The organism is Meiothermus taiwanensis WR-220 (assembly GCF_003568585.1).
Taxonomy (GTDB): Bacteria; Deinococcota; Deinococci; order Deinococcales; family Thermaceae; genus Meiothermus; species Meiothermus taiwanensis.
Genome location: NZ_CP021130.1, coordinates 1,468,350 through 1,484,546, shown reverse-complemented (window position 1 = coordinate 1,484,546; position 16,197 = coordinate 1,468,350). Strand labels below are relative to the sequence as shown.

Genomic DNA, 16,197 nt, shown 5'->3' with positions numbered 1-16,197 from the left:
TTTGGGTGTAGTTTAGGGGTATATGTCCAACGAAGCACCTTTGCTGTTAGCCGCCCTCGAGGCCGCCTGGGCCGAGGGGAAGCAGACCGCGCTGGCTACGGTGGTGCGGGTGATTGGCTCGGCCTACCGCCGTGAAGGGGCCAAGATGCTGGTGCGCGAAGACGGCGGCTCGGCCTGCATGATCTCCGGGGGTTGCCTGGAGCAGGAGATGATCGAGATTGCCATGCAAATCCTGGCCCGGGGCCGTGCCGAACGCACCATCTTCGACTACAACGAAGAGAAGACCTGGTGGCCGGGCTGCGGTGGCACGGTGGAGGTCTGGGTGGAGCCGGTCGAGCCCCAGGGCCTGCTCCACCGCTGGTTGCAGGAGGCCACAGACTCAGAGCCTTCGGTGCTGGCTACAGTGCTGGCGGGTGGGGAAGGGCGGGTCTGGCTCAAACCCAATGGGGCGCTCGAGGGTCAGATCACCCCCTTCGAACTGCACGAACAGGTGGTGCGCATCGCCCGGCAGATGCAAGGGGGCACCTCCCGCCCCACCACCCGCTACGTGCAGGAGGCCGAGGTGTTTTTCGACGTGAGCAGCCCCATCCCCGAGCTGGTCTTGTTTGGCGCCGGCCACGACGCCAAGCCCATGGCCAACCAGGCCCTGGTGCTGGGCTTCAAGGTGACGGTGGTGGATGCCCGCCCTGAGTTGCTGCAGGGCTTCGAGGGCTGCCAGACCATTCAGGCCGCCCACGACGAATACGCCCAGAAAATTAGCCTGACGCCCCGCCAGCATGTGATCATCATGAACCACCACCTCGACATTGACCGCCAGGCCCTGCGCTTTGCCCTCGAGTCCCCGGCGCGGTATGTGGGTATGTTGGGCCCGCGCAACCGGCTGGAAAAAATCCTGGATGCGCTCAAAAACCAAGGCTTCGTGCCCAACCCGGAGCAGCTGGCCCGCCTGCGCAACCCCATTGGGCTGGATATAGGCGCGGAAAGCCCGGAAGAGATTGCGCTGGCGGCCCTGGCCGAGATAGTGGCCCTGCAACGAGGCTTCCGGGGCGGCTTTTTGAATGATAAAAAGGCCGGGATTCACGAGGCAACCTCGGTATCGGTGCTTTAGAAGAGTGCCTTGACGGTAGAGGGTTTCCCGCCTAAGATTGAGTTTGCGGCTTGGGGACGAACCCCCATCCGAACGACGCAGGGTGGAGCAGTCTGGTAGCTCGTCGGGCTCATAACCCGAAGGTCACAGGTTCAAATCCTGTCCCTGCAACCATGGCTATGTAGCTCAGCTGGTTAGAGCACACGACTCATAATCGTGGTGTCGGCGGTTCAAGTCCGCCCATAGCCACCAGTCCAGGACGAGAAAAACCGGAGTCGCTTAGGCTCCGGTTTTCCGTTTGACCCTACACTTTGACCCAAATAAACTTCAGGCTTGGGCGCGGGGGCCTAACAGGTCTTCGGGGTCAATGATCCACCCCTTGCGTTCGTGCTCCAGCACATGCCGGTACACCCCCAGGGTGATGTTGGCGTTGGCGTGGCCCATCCGCTCAGCCACGAGCTCGAGGGGCGCACCGTTAGCCAGCATGTGGCTACCGTAAGAGTGCCGTAAGTCATGGACTCTGAGGGGTGGGATGCCCAGCCGCTCGGTGATGCGCTTCAAGGCCCAGTTGGGCGCATGGGGATTGAGCGGTTTACTGGGGTCGTTGCCGGGTAGCAACCAGCTATCCAGCTTGGGCTCTCCCAGCCGCTCGGTGTACCAGATGCGGTAGGCCTTCAGCCGCTCCAGGGTGGCGTGAGGAATCGGCACGGTGCGGGCGGAGGTGAGGGTTTTGGGTAGGGTCAACACCCCACGCTTGCCGTCATCCGTCCAGGCCCGCGTGACGGTAAGGGTTCCCGCCTCGAGGTCGAGGTCACCCCACTGCAAGCCCAAGCACTCGCCCCGGCGCAGCCCACAGGCCAGCATCAGCCGCAAGGACAGGGCAGTACGGGGGTCGGGGTGCTGGTCGAGGGCAGATAGCAAGGCGGCTATCTCGTGCACCTCAAGGGCTCTACCGCCCTTCTGGCTCTGACCTCGAGGGGTCTTGATCCGCACCGGGTCAACCGGGTTACGAAAGACGAGCTCCATATCCAAAGCATCCCGGAATACCTGCCAGAGGCGTTGCCGCACCATCTTCACGGTTCGGGTGGAGTAGCGCTCCCCCAGGTCATCCAGCACCTCCCGGATGTGGGCGGGCTTCACCTCCTGCAAGGGCCTCGAGCCCAGGGGGTCACGGGCCTCGGGGTCGGTGAGCGAGGGGAGGGCATAGCCCAGTTCGAGCCGGTAGAGTTCAGCGGTGCGTGGGCGCACCTCTTTGGCCTTGCGCTCCAGCCACAGCCGGGCATAGCCCACCGTGGTGCTCCGGTCGCGGCTGAACTGGCCCCGCTCGGCCCTGGTCTTCAGGTCGCGGGCCTTGCGTTCGGCCTCGGCGGCGGTCTGACCGTAGACACTGACTTGCACCGGTACGCCGTTCTCTCGCACGGTCAGGCGCACCTCAAAGCGTCCATCCTTGCGCCTACGGGGTTTGTTCGTCAGTCGTGGCATCCTCCACCTCCAAGAGTCCCAGGGCCTCGAGCCCAGCCTCCACCACCCGGCCCCGCTTGTCCGGGGGTAGCGCTTTGAACCGCTCGAGTACCACGGCAAGGGCACGGATATAAACCCGCTCACCAGTCTCTCCGTCCTCAAACAATCGCAACCCCCACCGGGCGGCTAGGGCCTCACGTGGGGGTCTTACCAGATGCAGCTTCTCACCCTTTGGCATATAGGGATTATACACGGTTGCCTACCAAAAAGCGCACTTAGTAAAGTAAGTACGCTTTTGTTTTGACCGATAAATCCCCCCTCCCAAGGGTCAAGAGGGGTGGTGTTTTAGGTCTTTAGCGCCTCAGCCACGATGAGGCGCTTTTGCACCAAGCGTAGGCATCCTCCTTGCGGGTGTGACTGTGACCTCCCCCTCGGGGCCAAAACGAACAATCAGCACCGCGCGTGGGTGTTCGCGGCGGGCCTGCTCGCACAGCGCCTCGGCTTTCCGTAGCTGCTCCGGGGTCGGGTGTAGCTCGCTATTCAGCGCGTACGAACGGTGAAGCGTGATGCTGCGTTCACCAGTTTGTTGTATCCGTTCAAGTCGCCTTAGTTTTTCCCAAAGTCCCATGTGTCACCTCCAACTCGAGAGCGAAGCATATCGCGGGTCATGTCTATCTCGGCCAACGCTTTCAGGGCCTCGGCCACAGCGCGGATTGCGGCGGGGTTGGTGGGGTCAGCGCTTTGTGCGGCTTGCCGGAGAAACCGAACAGCCGCACCGATAGCGGGTGCCAGCTCGTGTGCCCACTGCTCAGCAAGCCGCGCTTGCCGCTCCTGGACGAAAGCGGACAGACGCGGGTCGGACAGCAGCCGCGCACGATAGCGGCGCAGCGTCCTATCCGTGATTCCGTGACGCTGACACACACTCTGGTCGTCCGAGAATGCGGCCTCGGCCAGGATGGTGGCGGCGCGTTCGTAGTCAAAGCTCGGCATACTCAATCCTATTCTCCATAGGCCACACGGTGGCTATATCCACCTCACCGGGGTAGATACGCACCTCGCACACCTGGGGGTAGCGTAAGGAATCCTCCGCTGCTTCAGATTCGAGAAAGAAGCGCTTGACCACCCTCGCGCTTTGCCAGTTCGGGCAACGGTACGCGAGGGTAAAAGTCATCTCAGAGGGGTGGGCGTCAAACACCTCCGGAAGGCCTTCACGTAAAGCCCCCCAGGTGGGGAAGCTCCAAAACGCGGCGGTATTCGGCGGAATCGTGCCGCTATGTTCCGGTTCGCTTGCACCCTTCAACCCGTTAGCCACCCGTGCCAGCCGCAACACCCGGCGCTCCCCGGTGTGATGGGCTTCCACCTGGATACCGTGCGCCTCAGCGTGGTGCTTCAACCACAGGGATAGGGCTACCGGGTTAGCGGGCCAGGGTTCTACCCGGTAGGGCTCGAGGGCGATGTAAAGCTCGGTGGAGGTTCCTTCCCAGGGGCCAACCTCGAGCAGCCCCAGCAGGGCAGCGGGTAGGTGGGGGTACCTATGCGGCATGGCCCACCACCCCCCTACGCCGTAGCACTGCCACAGGTTGGCTTCCTGCATACAAGGCCACCTGCTCCCGTGGTTCGGGGTAGTAGTCCCGCACCCGTCCCAGGGCCTCGCGCAGCCACCCCTCGGGGGTAAGGGTGGGCATACCGGCCCGGCGGGCGTGAGCCTCGAGTTCGGCCCGGCTAGGGCGCACCAGCCGGGCCACCGCCTCCCCGTCTACCTCCACAGTCAGCAAGGGGTGGGCTATCGCCTCGAGCTTTTCCACCAGTTGGGGCAGCCGGGAGAAGAGGGCGGGCCAGGGGGTCATAGCACCACCTCCCAGTCACCCTCTTCTTCTTCCTCTTGCTCTTGCTCTTTAGAAAGGTGGGGGGGTGCATCTACCGCATCTACCGCATCTACCGCAAACGCCGTCCAGTACTCTGTTTTTCGCTGCGGGGGTTGGTGGGGGGTTGTGGTTGCATCTACCGCATCTACCGCAACATCTACCGCAGGTTTTTTGTCGTTCTGCACGCTATTTGCGGTGTTTGCGGTGGTTGCGGTAGATGGCCCCCCCCACTTCTCTAAAAACCAGGTCAAGGTCTTGGTGTGAGAGTCCCGCCTCCCCTGGAGCAACACCCCTACTTCCCGCAACGCATCCTGTAGCCGGGGGAGGTGTTTTGCTAAGCCCACCGAGGTTTTGGGCCACCCCTCGGGTTTGCGGGGGGCTTCTACCCCGGCGGCTTTTTCGAGCGCTTCCAGCAGCTCAGAGGTGGTGAACTTGCGCCTCTCTCCCGCTGCAAAAGCCGTGGTGAGGGCGACAACGGCGCGGGCCACCGGGTCGGCATCTAGAAGGTCGCGCTGCAAGCTCCCCTGCACCTCAAAGGTGGCTTCCACGATCTCCCCCTCTTGGAGCCCCAGCGCGGGCGCGGCGGCTTCGGCCCAGGTCGCCCAGTCCCCCAGCCGTGGCAGTTGGGACAAGCTGTTGGAGACTTCCTCCCAGCGGGCCAGGGCTACCGCTGCGGCGCTGAACAGCGCTCCTAACGCATCACCCCGCACCTGTTCAAAACGCCCAAAAAGCTCCCGCTCCGGGCGGCGGGCGGTGGCCTCTAAGCGCTCGAGGTTCAGGGTCAGCACGCGGTCGGCCAGGTCGTCCCGCAGCGGCCCCAGCGCAATCCCGGTCAGGATTAGGGGGCGGGCTGCTTCCAAAACAAACTCGTCACCATCGGTGTATAGCGTCCTTTTGCCCGCCCCTCCCCCCGTGGAGAGGGTGCAGAGCAGGTCGGAGAGCTTGGTGGAGACCGCGCTCAGGTTGTCCAGCGCGAGAACGTGATTGCCAGCCGCCGTCACCAGCAGGTCGAGCTTGTTATCGGGCTCTGAGCGGAGCGGGGCCTTGCCTGCATCCACCAGGGTTTTCAAAACTCGGGCGACAAAGGACTTTCCCGCCCCCTTAGAACCCTGCAGCAAAAGGATGGGGTAACCGCCCCACGGGTTTAGCACCCCTACCAGCCAGCCCAGCAGCACCACCCGGTCACGCGCTTCCCGCAGCGGGAGCAGTTGCAGCAAAGGTTCAAGACTCCCGCCCGGCTCGGGCAGGGGCAGGGGAAGTTGGTGCGGTGTCCGGCGGAAGCGCACCGGACAGTCAGCGGAAGCAATCACCCGCCACCCCGTGGGGGCGATCTCCACCACCTGACGGTCGGGGCGGGAGAGGTCAAAGTAAATCCGCCCCTCGTGCCAGGCCAGCCGGACGAACACCGGGTGTTGGGTTCCTTGGTAGGTGGCTTGTGCCTCCAGCGCAGCCAGCGCGTCCTGCAGGGCTTGTGCGTACAACGGTTTGCCCTTCTGACCGTAGTAGATTCCACCCAGCCAGGTGCGGAAATCCCTACCCCGTACCGGGTAGTGGTGGACAATGCCCTCCACCTCGAAAGAGCCCCAGGGCTCCCGCTCGGGGGTGTGCCACAGGGAGAGTCCTGAGGCCAAAGCCAGCCGCACCGCTTCCCCGGCGGCGGTGGGCTCGGCCCCCTCACCCCCCTTGGCGTGCTCTTTGAAGGCCTTCTGCAAAGTTCCCGCTCCCACCCCTAGCCTGCTTGCGGCTTTCTTGAGCAACAGGTCTACGCTCACCGGGTCGAGACTTTGCAAGCCCTCGAAGAAAGCGGCTCTTTGCTCGGGCCAGGTCTCGGGGGTCAGCCCCTCGAGTAGTCCCACCACCTGCTGGTGGGACTCGCGGGGGTCAGCGGGTGGGGGTTTTTGCCCAGCACTCACCCTACCCCGCTCATCAGCGGGCAGTTCCAACGGCGCATCCAGCCCGTACCTCAGCCCGTCCCGTGCGGTGGCCTCGGCCTCGGAGTGGGGTAACCCGGCCTGCATAGCAGCCTCAGCCAGGGCGCTGGTGACCTGCTCCGGGTCGAGGCCCAGGTGGACATAGCCGCCTATCAGCCGGGCGTAACTGAGCAGGGTGTTATGGCGTTGCCCCTCGGGGGTACTGGCTACCCGCTCACAAGCCCAGCGCAGAAGGCCTTCCAGGCGGCGGGTCAGCTTGTCGCCCTTCACACCCCGGAAGCTCGCGGGCTGGTACTCAGGTGGTGGGGGTGGGGGCTCGGGCAGCAGACGCTTTAGCAGCCCCTCGGGGGGCAGGGGCAGTTCAGCCGGGGGTAGCAGGGGGACTTCCCAGCTATAGCCCCCGTTTGGTAGCTCGGTGGGGGCAGCCGCAAGGTACGCTTTCCCCAGCCCGCGCAGGTCTAACCCCGGCATCTTCCGGGCGGTGGTGGTGAGGCTTCCTATCAGACTTTTAGGCAGCTTCAGGAAGACATGCACCCCACCCCGAGGGCTCCTTTGCCGTGGGGCTGTGGCTAGCTCGGGGTATTCAGCCCGCAGCTGCTCCCACACCTCGGGCGCGTCAAAGTCCAACACCAACACCTGCTCGGGGGGCAGGATACCCACCCCGGCGGTGGGCACAGCCTGCCACCAGCGGCGCAACACCTCGGGGTCGGGGGTGGCATTCGTCAACCCGTTAGGGGCCAACCGGCTGTGTGGGCGCTTCTCACCGGGCAGCAGGGGCAGCACCGCATACCCCAGCCGGGCGTACTCGAGGGCGGCTTGTAGGGGGCTAGGCATGGCGCACCCCCTTCATAAGCTCGTCAATCAGGCGGGAAGCCTCGAGCCGATTAGCGGGTGTCGGCCCACGGTAGCCCAGGCGGTTCAAATAGGCGAGTTGCCTGTCTGTGGGTGGGTTTTGCTCCATCCAGCGCTCTATGGCTTCCTCAGCCCGCCCCTCCCGCAGCTGCTGCTTCTCCTCGGGAGACAGACTCTCCCACCACAAAGCCCAGCGTGCCCCGGCTAACAGGGCCTCGGGGTTGTTCTCGAAGAGGGACAAAAAGGTCTGGGCGGCCTCGAGATGACAACGGCGGCACGCCGTTTCGAGGGCATACCCCACCACCTGGTTAGGCTCGTTGCAGCCGGCGCGGATGGCTTGGAGCAGAAAGTTAGTGGCGGTGGCCCGCTGGTTGTGGGGGAAGTGCGAGAGGAAGGTGAGCCGGGCGTGTAGAATGTTTTCGGGAAGCATAGCCACCCTCCTACTCAGCCCCGCCCTGCATGGCGGGGTTCTGTTCATCCTTACCCTCGAGCCAGGCGCGTAAAGCGCTAGCGGGGATCAGCCAGCGAGAGCCGAGTTTACGTGCGGGGATCGCACCTTGTTTGATGTAGCGGTCAACAGAGTTGAGGTGTATACCAAGAAGCTCTGCCACTTCCTTGCGGGAGTAGGCGAGTTTTTTGCTGTCCTGCATGAGAAAACCTCCGTGTTCACGGAGGCCGGAATATCCGGCCTAGAGCCTGTAGCCGTGACGGGATGAACCCGTCGCCTACAGCACTAGGCCGAGGGTGCGTTAGGTTGGATCGAGGGTATTAACTCGAGAGGGTTGCACGAGGATGCTGAGGAGCTATCCTCACGCGGGGGGTGGGTTGCGCCCAGCGCCAGGGCTCGAGCCTCGAGCTCCAATGTCTGTGCATCATATGCTTCGGAAATTAGGTACTCAGCACGGTCAAGGTATGTACCCAAAGCGTAGTCGAGGGTGATGCCAAGCCAGGCAAGTTCTTCTACATACTGATCAGGCGAGTTGATCAACTCATCCAGGGGGCCAGTCGCCCCACATCGCAGCAAAGCGGCAGCCACCAGCCTGTGCAGCAGCAGCAATTGTAGGCGGCCTCGATCTCTAGCGCGAAACAAATTGCGCACGGCCCAAGGAGTACGAGTCGAGCGGGCCAGGTTAGCCGCCCGAATAATGTTGAGGGTAGCTGTAGAGAAAACCCCTCTATACCCCTCCGAACCCATGAGCACATCATACCACATGTTGTAGGTGATTCAAAGCGAAAACACTACTTATAGTATCCCCCAAACTTGGTCTTGACCCAAAACCTGACCCAAATTGACCCCAAAAAATGACCCAAAACCGGAAGTGTTCTATTGTATGTGGAAGTGTGGAGAATCGTTTTCAGGACAGCTTTTTTGTGAGTTAGTGTGTGGCCTTGTATTGGCATGAAGTCACCTCATAATCGTGGTGTCGGCGGTTCAAGTCCGCCCATAGCCACCAGTGCAGCAGGCAAAAACCCGAGGCCTTGGTTCCTCGGGTTTGCTTTTGAACCCAATAAAAATCATGCCGGATTCAAAAAGATGGTCATCCAGGGCGAAAACCTCCAGAGGCCATCTTTTTGAATCATAAGCGCACACCCCTCGCCAGGTTCGGCCTAGAAAGCACATTCCTTCGGTCGGGTTAGTCCGGCGGCAAACTAGCTGAATCTGGTATCAGGTTGTGCTTTCTTTAGATCGTTGGGAGCCGGGCCTGCTGGGGCGGGTTTGGGCTGACCCGGTTTTGGTATTAGACTGACCAGGTGTGTGCGGCTGCCTATGAGAGCCAGACTCTATCTAACCTTCCAGCAAATAGGTGCCGATTTGTTCGCGGCAGGGCTGGCCTCGGCCACCTCGGGGAACTACTCGGTGCGTGAGCGCGATGGGTTTTGGATTACCCGTTCGGGTGCCCAGAAAGCCCATCTGACCCCGGAAGACTTGATGTTTTTAACCTTCGAACCCGACCCCCTGCGGGATCAGGGGGCCTCGGTGGAGCGGGTAATTCACCGGGCCATCTACGGGCAAACCGATGCCACCGCGGTGGTGCATGCGCACCCCCGCCATGCCATTGCGCTTTCCTTCCACCTTCAGCGCATCGAGCCGATTGACCTCGAGGGCCGCTACTACTTTGAACGCATCCCGGTGGTGGCCCCCACAACCCTCTCGGGCACCCAGGAAGCCGCTGAGGCGGTGGCCCAGGCCCTGCAAGAACACCCCGCCTGCATAGTCCGGGGCCACGGGGCTTTTGTAAAGAGCAACCTCGAAGTGCCAGAACAGGCTCTTCTGCAGGCCTACTCGCTGATGACGAGCCTCGAGGAAGCCTGTGAAGTGCTGTTCCTAGAGCGCCTATGGCGGGGGGCTGCCCCAAGGTAGACTGAACCTCGATGAAAGTGCTTTTTGTGGAAGGCAAGAACCCTGAGCCCCTGCGTCGGCTTGCCCGGCAGCACCCCTACCCCTATCGGCTGCTTTACCGGGCTGAACAGGAGCTGTACTTGCTCGAGGTCTGGGCGTATGACCCCGAGCTGGAGGCCAAAGCGGTGGGGCTCGAGGGTTTCCGGAGCTGGAGCTTTGAGTTGATGGAAGAAGGGCAGCGGCACCCCTAAGGAAGCCTATGCGTGAAGAAATTGACCTGATTGCTGTGGATGATGGGGTAGAGGTTTACCTCGAGGACACCGGCCCGCTCGAGGCCCCGGCGCTTGTGGTGCTACACGGCGGGCCTGGGGGTAGCAGCTACACCTTGCGGGAGGGCCTGGAGGAGTACCTCGAGGGTTTCCGGGTGATTTACTTCGACCAGCGCGGCGGCGGTCGAAGCCCGGCTCTGCCCGAGGAGCCACGCTTTTTCACGATAGATGCTTTGGTAAGCGACCTTTTCCACCTGCGGGATCACCTGGGTTTGAACACCTGGACGTTGCTGGCGCATGGTTTTGGAGCGGTGCCGGCCCTGGAATATGCCCGCCGCTCGCCCGATACCACCGAGCGACTGGTGCTCATCAACCCCTGGACGAACTTCCCCTGGCTGGCCCGGCAGCTATACCGGGCCTCGCTGGTGCTGCGGGGTATGGATGAAAATACCGAGATACCGCTGCCTGAAGACGGCACCCAGCTGCTGCAAGAGGCTTTTGCTTCCGTAGACCCCAAAGCAGTCTTCGACCAACTGCTGTTTCCCAGCCAGCACAGCCGTATGGAGTACGAGTGGCTGGCCGAGGGTTCAGCTGTGGTGGGGGCCGATACGCCGGGGCGGATGTTTGTGCTCAACGGTCTCTGGCGGCTGGACTACACCCCTTATGTGCTCGAGGTTCGGTCGGCCACCACGGCGCTGGTTGGCACCCTGGATGCCAGCAGCTACCCTGAGGCCCAGACCATTACCGATCTGGTGGGGGGCCAGCTCGAGCTTATCGAGGGGGCGGGCCATTATCCCTGGATAGACCAACCCTACGCTTTTGGAGAAGCCCTGCAAAACGCCTTGCTAGACCTGCTTGGCTAGGGGCCTGCCACTGAATGGGCCAGCGACCTCTCTTGGTACGACCTTCGCCGAAGCCCTCGAGCCACGGCTCGAGGGCTTGCAAGTTAACCCCATACCGGCCCTTGTACCCTTCATCAGCCCCAGGTTCGCAGCTCGCCCAGCGTGTTGCCGGCTGTGACCTGGGTGGTTCGGTTTTAGCTCCGAGCGGCTGGGCCTAGATATGAAGCGGCTTATCCCAGGTGGCTAGCGCAGCTTCCTTGAGCACCTCAGCCAGGGTGGGGTGGGCGTGGGAGGCGCGGGCCAGATCCTCTGCAGAAGCGTGGAAGGCCATGGCCACGGCCGCCTCGGCTATCAGATCGCCTGCTCGAGGTCCGATGATGTGCACCCCCAGAATGCGGTCGGTCTCGGCGTGGGCCAGAATTTTCGCGAAGCCGTCGGTATCATTCATGGCTCGAGCCCGGCCGTTGGCCGAGAAGGGGAAGGAGCCTTTTTTATAGGGCACACCCGCCGCCTTGAGCTCCTCTTCGCTTTTGCCCACCGAGGCAATTTCGGGGTGGGTATAGACCACGTTGGGTATGGAGTTGTAGTCGACGTGACCATAGCCCGTCACCATGTACTCCACAGCCGCGTAACCTTCTTCTTCGGCTTTGTGAGCCAGCATGGGGCCAGCGATCACGTCGCCGATTGCAAAGATGCTGGGCACCGCAGTCTGGTAATGGGCGTTGACGGGAATCCGGCCCCGCTCGTCGGTGCTGAGGCCCACGTTTTCCAGGCCCAGCCCATCGGTGTTGGGGATTCGTCCGGTGGCCAGCAGAACCCGGTCGGCCACCAAGGGTTCGCCGCCTTCGTACTCCACAACGCCCTTACCATCCTTGGCGTAAGCCGCAGTCACCCGGACACCGGTGCGGATCTCCAGGCCCTGTTTCCTGAAGATCTTTTCGGCGGCTCGGGCCACCTCGCCGTCCATGCCCCCCAGGATGTGGGGGAGATACTCCAGCACTGTTACCTTGGCCCCCAGGCGGTTCCAGACCGAGCCAAGCTCGAGGCCGATCACCCCACCCCCGATCACCACCAGGTGCTCGGGCACGTGGGGGTAGGCGATGGCCTGATCCGAGGTGCCCACAATCTCATAGTCCAGCTCAACCCCTTTGAGGGGGGCCGGCTTGGAGCCTGTCGCAATCAGGATGCGCTCGGTCTCGAGTTCCTGCACCCCCTCGGGGCCTTCGACCCGCACCTTATTGGGGGTGAGAATCGTGCCATGGCCCAGGTAGCGTGTAACTTTGTTTTTCTTAAACAGGTACTCCACGCCCCCGGTGTTGGCTTTGACCACCTTGTCCTTGTGGGCCATCAGAGCTGCTAGATCCAGCTCGACCTGGCCGATTTTGGCGCCGATGATCTGGTTGTGTTGTGCGGCGTGGATTTTCTCGCTCGCTTCCAAGAGGGCTTTAGAGGGTATGCAGCCCACCCGCAGGCAGGTGCCACCCAGGGCCTGCTCCTTTTCCACGCAGGCCACATCCAAACCAAGCTGGGCTGCCTTAATGGCCGCCACATACCCACCGGGCCCCGCACCGATGACCACCAGTTGATGTCTGGGCATACTTCCTCACAAAGTTAGATTTCCAGGGTTAGGCGTACCGGGTTTTCGATGAGTTCCTTGATGCGCTTGAGGAAGGTGACGGCCTCGCGTCCATCCACAATGCGATGATCGTAAGACAGCGCCAGGTTCATCATGGGGCGGATGACCACCGCGCCGTTTTTGGCGACCGGACGCTCGACGATGGCGTGCATGCCCAGAATACCCACCTGGGGTGGATTGAGGATGGGCGTGGAGTTGAGCGAGCCGTAGATGCCACCGTTGGTGATGGTAAAGGTGCCACCCATCAGCTCTTCGGGCTTGATTTTCTTTTCCCGCACCCGGGCCCCGAAGTCGGCAATTACCGCTTCAATCTGGGCCATCGAGAGCCGATCGGCATCGCGAATCACCGGCACCACCAGGCCTTCGCCCCCGCCCACGGCAATACCGATGTCGTAGTAGCGGTGGTAAACGATCTCCGTCCCACGGATTTCCGCGTTGAGCTGGGGAATTTCCTGCAGGGCCTGCACCACTGCTTTCACAAAAAAGCTCATAAAGCCCAGCTTGAAGCCGTATTTTTTCTGGAAGGCCTCGCCGTACTCTTTGCGCAGTTCCATCACCGCGCTCATATCGGCCTCGTTGAAGGTGGTGAGCATGGCGGTGTTCTGCTTAGCCGCCAGCAAGCGCTCGGCGATGCGGCGGCGCAGAGGGGTCATGGGCACCACATCCTCACGGCGTTCGCCCTTTTGCACGGGTGGGGCGCTGGGCGCGGGCTGTGGGGCGGGGGGCGGTGTGGCTACCGCTCGCTGCACGTCTTCTTTCAAGACCCGGCCGCCGGGGCCGCTTCCAGGGATGCTCGAGGCCTGTAAACCGGCCTGCGCCGCCAACCGCTCGGCCGCTGGCATCACCTTGCTTTCGGTGACTGCGGCCTGGCTGGGGGCGGGTGCGCTCTGGGTAGGGGCGCTGCTCGAGGCCTCGGCGGCACCTTCTTCCAGCAGGGCCACCACATCGCCCACCTTGGCCTGTCCGCTGGGGATGAGGATTTTGCTCAGCCGCCCGGCCACCGGCGCGGGTAGCTCGAGGGTGGCTTTATCGGTAACCAGTTCCACCAGGGGCTCGTCGACCTTAACCGTGTCCCCTTCCTTCTTAAGCCACTGGCCGATCTCAACTTCGGTGATGGACTCGCCAACTGCAGGTATTTTTAGTTCTAAGGCCATACTGTCTCCACTCAAGCAGGGTAACTTTACCTTATCTCGCTCTCCTAGAGCCCCAGGGCTGCCGAAACGATCGCCTGCTGCTCTTTATCGTGCACCTTTTTGGAGCCCACCGCCGGACTGCTGGACTCGGGCCGGGCCACCACGCGCAGCGGGTGCCCAAATATGCGGTCGCCAAAGCGGGCGCGGATAAACCACCAGGCCCCCATGTTGGCGGGTTCCTCCTGCACCCAGACCACCTCGGTTGGCTCGGGGTAGGGGGCCAGGGCGGCCTCGAGCTCCTTGTTTGGGAAGGGGTAGAGCTGCTCGAGGCGAACAATGTCCACGTCGTTTTTCTGGGCAGCTTTGCGGGCGGCCTCGAGGTCATAGAAAACCTTACCCGAGCAGAGTAGGATCCGCTTTGCTTTGCTGTTGGGGGTACCAGCCAGTACGCGCTGGAACCGGCCCTGCGCTAGCTCCTCGAGGCGGGAGACCGCATCGGGGTTGCGCAGGAGGCTCTTGGGGGTCATCACAATGAGGGGTTTGCGCCAGGGCCGCACCACCTGGCGGCGCAGCAGATGGAAGTACTGGGCTGGGGTGGTGGGGTAGGTGACCTGCATGTTGTCGTTGGAGCAGAGCTGCAAGAAGCGCTCGAGGCGGGCGCTGCTGTGTTCGGGGCCGCCCCCCTCCATGCCATGTGGGAGCAACATTACGATGCCCGAAAGGCGGCTCCACTTGGCCTCGGCCGAGGCGATAAACTGGTCGATGATCACCTGCGCGGTGTTGACGAAGTCGCCATACTGGGCTTCCCAGGCCACCAGGGCCTCGGGCATATCCAGGCTATAGCCGTACTCAAAGCCCAGCACCCCTGCCTCTGAGAGGGCCGAGTTGTACAGCTCCACCGGGGCCTGCCCCTCGGCTAGGTGGTTGGCCGGAATATACCGTTCCCCCGTGATATGGTCGGTGTAACCGCCGTGGCGCTGGGTAAAGGTTCCCCGTACCACATCCTGCCCGGAGATGCGCACCCGGTGCCCCTCCACTGCCAGCGAAGCAAAGGCCAGCATCTCGGCGGCGGCCCAGTCCAGCGGGCGCTTGTTCAGCCCCATCTCACGCCGGGCTTCCACGAACCGCACCAGCTTGGGGTGTAGATGGAAACCCTCGGGCAGGCGGGTAAGCCCCTCCATCAGGGCTGCGAGCTTCTCTGTGGCAACCCCGGTCTCGGGGTCGGGAACGCCCTCCTCCGGGCCGCCCAGATAGCCTTTCCAGACCCCACCACCGGCAGGGGGGCGGGTGGGTGTGGGTTCCCGTCGGGCCCCCGAGAAGGCGGCCTCGAGGGTGTCTTGATATTGTTTAGCCAGGGCTTCGCAGCTTTCGGGGGTGCACAGGCCCTCCTGCTCGAGCTTGGCCTGGTAGCTCAGGTACAGGGGCTTCTTGGCCGCGATGCGGCGGTACATGTTGGGCTGGGTGAAGCTTGGCTCGTCGGTTTCGTTGTGGCCGCGCTTGCGGTAGCCAATCAGGTCGATGAAGACATCCCGCTTGAACTCCTTGCGGAAGTCCATGGCCAGGGCCACCACGCCCACCAGGGCCTCGGGGTCTTCGGCGTTGACGTGGAAGATGGGGGATTCCACCATCTTGGCGATCTCGGTGGAGTAACGCCCGGCGGTGTACTCGTGGGGTTCGGTGGTGAAGCCCACCTGGTTGTTCAGGATGATATGCAGCGCCCCGCCCACCGTGTAGGCCGGCAGGCCGGAGATGTTGAGCGTCTCCTGCACGATGCCTTCACCGATAAATGCGGCATCGCCGTGCACCAGCAAGAGCATCCCTTTTTCGCGCTTGACATCCCCAAAGCGGTCTTGCTTGGCACGGGTACGGCCCATAGCCACCGGGGCCACAAACTCCAGATGGGAGGGGTTGAAATTGAGCGACAAATGCAGCTTGCCGTAAGGGGTCTCGATATCGTTGGAATAGCCCAGGTGGTACTTCACATCGCCGTGGTAGCCCTCGGGGAAGTGCTCTTCAAACTCCAGGAAGATGTCCCGCATGGGTTTTTTGACCACATTGGCCAGTACGTTCAGGCGGCCCCGGTGGGCCATGCCCATTACCACCTCCACCACCCCCTGCCGGGCTGCGTTCTCGAGGGCGATATCCAGAAGGGGTATCAGCGACTCGGTGCCCTCGAGGCTAAAGGTTTTGGCCCCCAGGTACTTCTTCTGCAGGAACTCCTCAAAGAGCGTGGCCTGCATCAGGCGTAGATGGATGTTTTTTTTCTGCTCGGGGGTGGGCTTTGGAAAGCCCGAGGCCAGGCGGGCCTCAATCCAGTTGCGAACCACCGGATCGTCGAGGTGGCCGTACTCGATGCCCACCGTGCCCCCGTAGCGGGCCTTGTACTGTTCCAGCACGGCTCGCAGCGTCGGGGCCCCGAGTTCTGCAGGGATGGGCCGGTCGAGGTCGGCCTCGCTCAGTCCAAAGAAGCTGGGGTCGAGCTCAGGGGGTGTGCGGCGTTCCCGCCCCAAAGGGTCGATGCGGGCAATCAGATGCCCCCGCTCACGGTAGGTGCGCAGGAAACGCACAGCCCGCAAGAAAAACGAGGCCAGCTCGGCGAGCGAGGCCTCGTGGATCGGTTGTCGTTCCGCTAGGCCATTGCCGGTGGGCTCGAGCTGAACCTTCTGGAAATAACTCGCCCACTCCGCCGGAATGGAGGCCGGGTTCTTTTCGTACTCCTGGTACAGCGCCTCGAGGAAAGCCAGATTCGAACTATCGATAGACCGTTCCATACTCACGAT

Annotated in this window: 15 protein-coding genes and 2 tRNA genes; 6 read left to right on the top strand and 11 right to left on the bottom strand. The window is 62.6% G+C overall.

Annotation, left to right across the window (positions count from 1 at the left end; all coding sequences use genetic code 11):
- The first annotated feature begins 22 nt into the window (after positions 1-22).
- The 3 genes from MTAI_RS07320 (at position 23) to MTAI_RS07310 (ending at position 1,339) form a co-directional block, all read left to right on the top strand.
- On the top strand, positions 23-1,108 hold the full coding sequence (locus tag MTAI_RS07320; RefSeq protein WP_027886832.1) for an XdhC family protein: 1,086 nt from the start codon (positions 23-25) through the stop codon (positions 1,106-1,108).
- A gap of 76 nt (positions 1,109-1,184) precedes the next feature.
- Positions 1,185-1,261: transfer RNA gene (locus MTAI_RS07315), tRNA-Met, on the top strand.
- A gap of 1 nt (position 1,262) precedes the next feature.
- Positions 1,263-1,339 (top strand) — tRNA-Met (locus MTAI_RS07310).
- 75 nt (positions 1,340-1,414) lie between these two features.
- Here MTAI_RS07310 and MTAI_RS07305 read toward each other — a convergent pair.
- From MTAI_RS07305 to MTAI_RS07265, 8 genes are all read right to left on the bottom strand, one after another.
- Positions 1,415-2,569: a tyrosine-type recombinase/integrase gene (locus MTAI_RS07305; protein ID WP_027886833.1), complete on the bottom strand. Its 1,155-nt coding sequence runs from the start codon at positions 2,567-2,569 to the stop codon at positions 1,415-1,417.
- On the bottom strand, positions 2,541-2,786 hold the full coding sequence (locus MTAI_RS07300) for a hypothetical protein (protein ID WP_027886834.1): 246 nt from the start codon (positions 2,784-2,786) through the stop codon (positions 2,541-2,543). The genes MTAI_RS07305 and MTAI_RS07300 overlap by 29 nt, the downstream gene beginning before the upstream one ends.
- Positions 2,787-3,154: 368 nt before the next feature.
- On the bottom strand, positions 3,155-3,538 hold the full coding sequence (locus MTAI_RS07295; protein WP_013015020.1) for a hypothetical protein: 384 nt from the start codon (positions 3,536-3,538) through the stop codon (positions 3,155-3,157).
- Complete coding sequence (locus MTAI_RS07290) at positions 3,525-4,142, bottom strand: hypothetical protein (protein ID WP_245453099.1); 618 nt, start codon at positions 4,140-4,142, stop codon at positions 3,525-3,527. The genes MTAI_RS07295 and MTAI_RS07290 overlap by 14 nt, the downstream gene beginning before the upstream one ends.
- A complete protein-coding gene (locus MTAI_RS07285) occupies positions 4,081-4,395 on the bottom strand; it encodes a hypothetical protein (protein WP_013015018.1) in 315 nt (104 codons plus the stop codon). The genes MTAI_RS07290 and MTAI_RS07285 overlap by 62 nt, the downstream gene beginning before the upstream one ends.
- Positions 4,392-7,178 carry a bifunctional DNA primase/polymerase gene (locus tag MTAI_RS07280; protein WP_081698352.1) on the bottom strand — a complete coding sequence of 929 codons (2,787 nt, stop codon included), beginning with the start codon at positions 7,176-7,178 and terminating at the stop codon, positions 4,392-4,394. The genes MTAI_RS07285 and MTAI_RS07280 overlap by 4 nt, the downstream gene beginning before the upstream one ends.
- Positions 7,171-7,626, bottom strand: coding sequence for a hypothetical protein (locus tag MTAI_RS07270; protein ID WP_027886836.1), 456 nt, complete (start codon positions 7,624-7,626; stop codon positions 7,171-7,173). The genes MTAI_RS07280 and MTAI_RS07270 overlap by 8 nt, the downstream gene beginning before the upstream one ends.
- 10 nt (positions 7,627-7,636) lie before the next feature.
- On the bottom strand, positions 7,637-7,846 hold the full coding sequence (locus MTAI_RS07265) for a helix-turn-helix domain-containing protein (RefSeq protein ID WP_036196829.1): 210 nt from the start codon (positions 7,844-7,846) through the stop codon (positions 7,637-7,639).
- 1,118 nt (positions 7,847-8,964) lie between these two features.
- Here MTAI_RS07265 and MTAI_RS07260 point away from each other — a divergent pair.
- The 3 genes from MTAI_RS07260 to MTAI_RS07250 are packed head-to-tail and all read left to right on the top strand — an operon-like array spanning position 8,965 to position 10,669.
- Positions 8,965-9,558, top strand: coding sequence for a class II aldolase/adducin family protein (locus MTAI_RS07260; RefSeq protein ID WP_027886838.1), 594 nt, complete (start codon positions 8,965-8,967; stop codon positions 9,556-9,558).
- 11 nt (positions 9,559-9,569) lie between these two features.
- A complete protein-coding gene (locus MTAI_RS07255; RefSeq protein WP_027886839.1) occupies positions 9,570-9,788 on the top strand; it encodes a hypothetical protein in 219 nt (72 codons plus the stop codon).
- Positions 9,789-9,796: 8 nt separating this feature from the next.
- A complete protein-coding gene (locus tag MTAI_RS07250; RefSeq protein WP_027886840.1) occupies positions 9,797-10,669 on the top strand; it encodes an alpha/beta fold hydrolase in 873 nt (290 codons plus the stop codon).
- A 193-nt stretch (positions 10,670-10,862) separates the two neighbouring features.
- Here MTAI_RS07250 and lpdA read toward each other — a convergent pair whose 3' ends face one another.
- Genes lpdA through MTAI_RS07235 form a run of 3 tightly spaced genes read right to left on the bottom strand, consistent with a single transcriptional unit; the run spans position 10,863 to position 16,188 of the window.
- Complete coding sequence (gene lpdA, locus MTAI_RS07245; protein ID WP_027886841.1) at positions 10,863-12,245, bottom strand: dihydrolipoyl dehydrogenase; 1,383 nt, start codon at positions 12,243-12,245, stop codon at positions 10,863-10,865.
- A 14-nt stretch (positions 12,246-12,259) separates the two neighbouring features.
- Positions 12,260-13,438 (bottom strand): 2-oxoglutarate dehydrogenase complex dihydrolipoyllysine-residue succinyltransferase, encoded by a 1,179-nt coding sequence (odhB, locus tag MTAI_RS07240; RefSeq protein WP_027886842.1) that lies wholly within the window; start codon positions 13,436-13,438, stop codon positions 12,260-12,262.
- Between the two features lie 44 nt (positions 13,439-13,482).
- Positions 13,483-16,188, bottom strand: coding sequence for a 2-oxoglutarate dehydrogenase E1 component (locus MTAI_RS07235; RefSeq protein WP_027886843.1), 2,706 nt, complete (start codon positions 16,186-16,188; stop codon positions 13,483-13,485).
- Positions 16,189-16,197 lie beyond the last annotated feature (9 nt).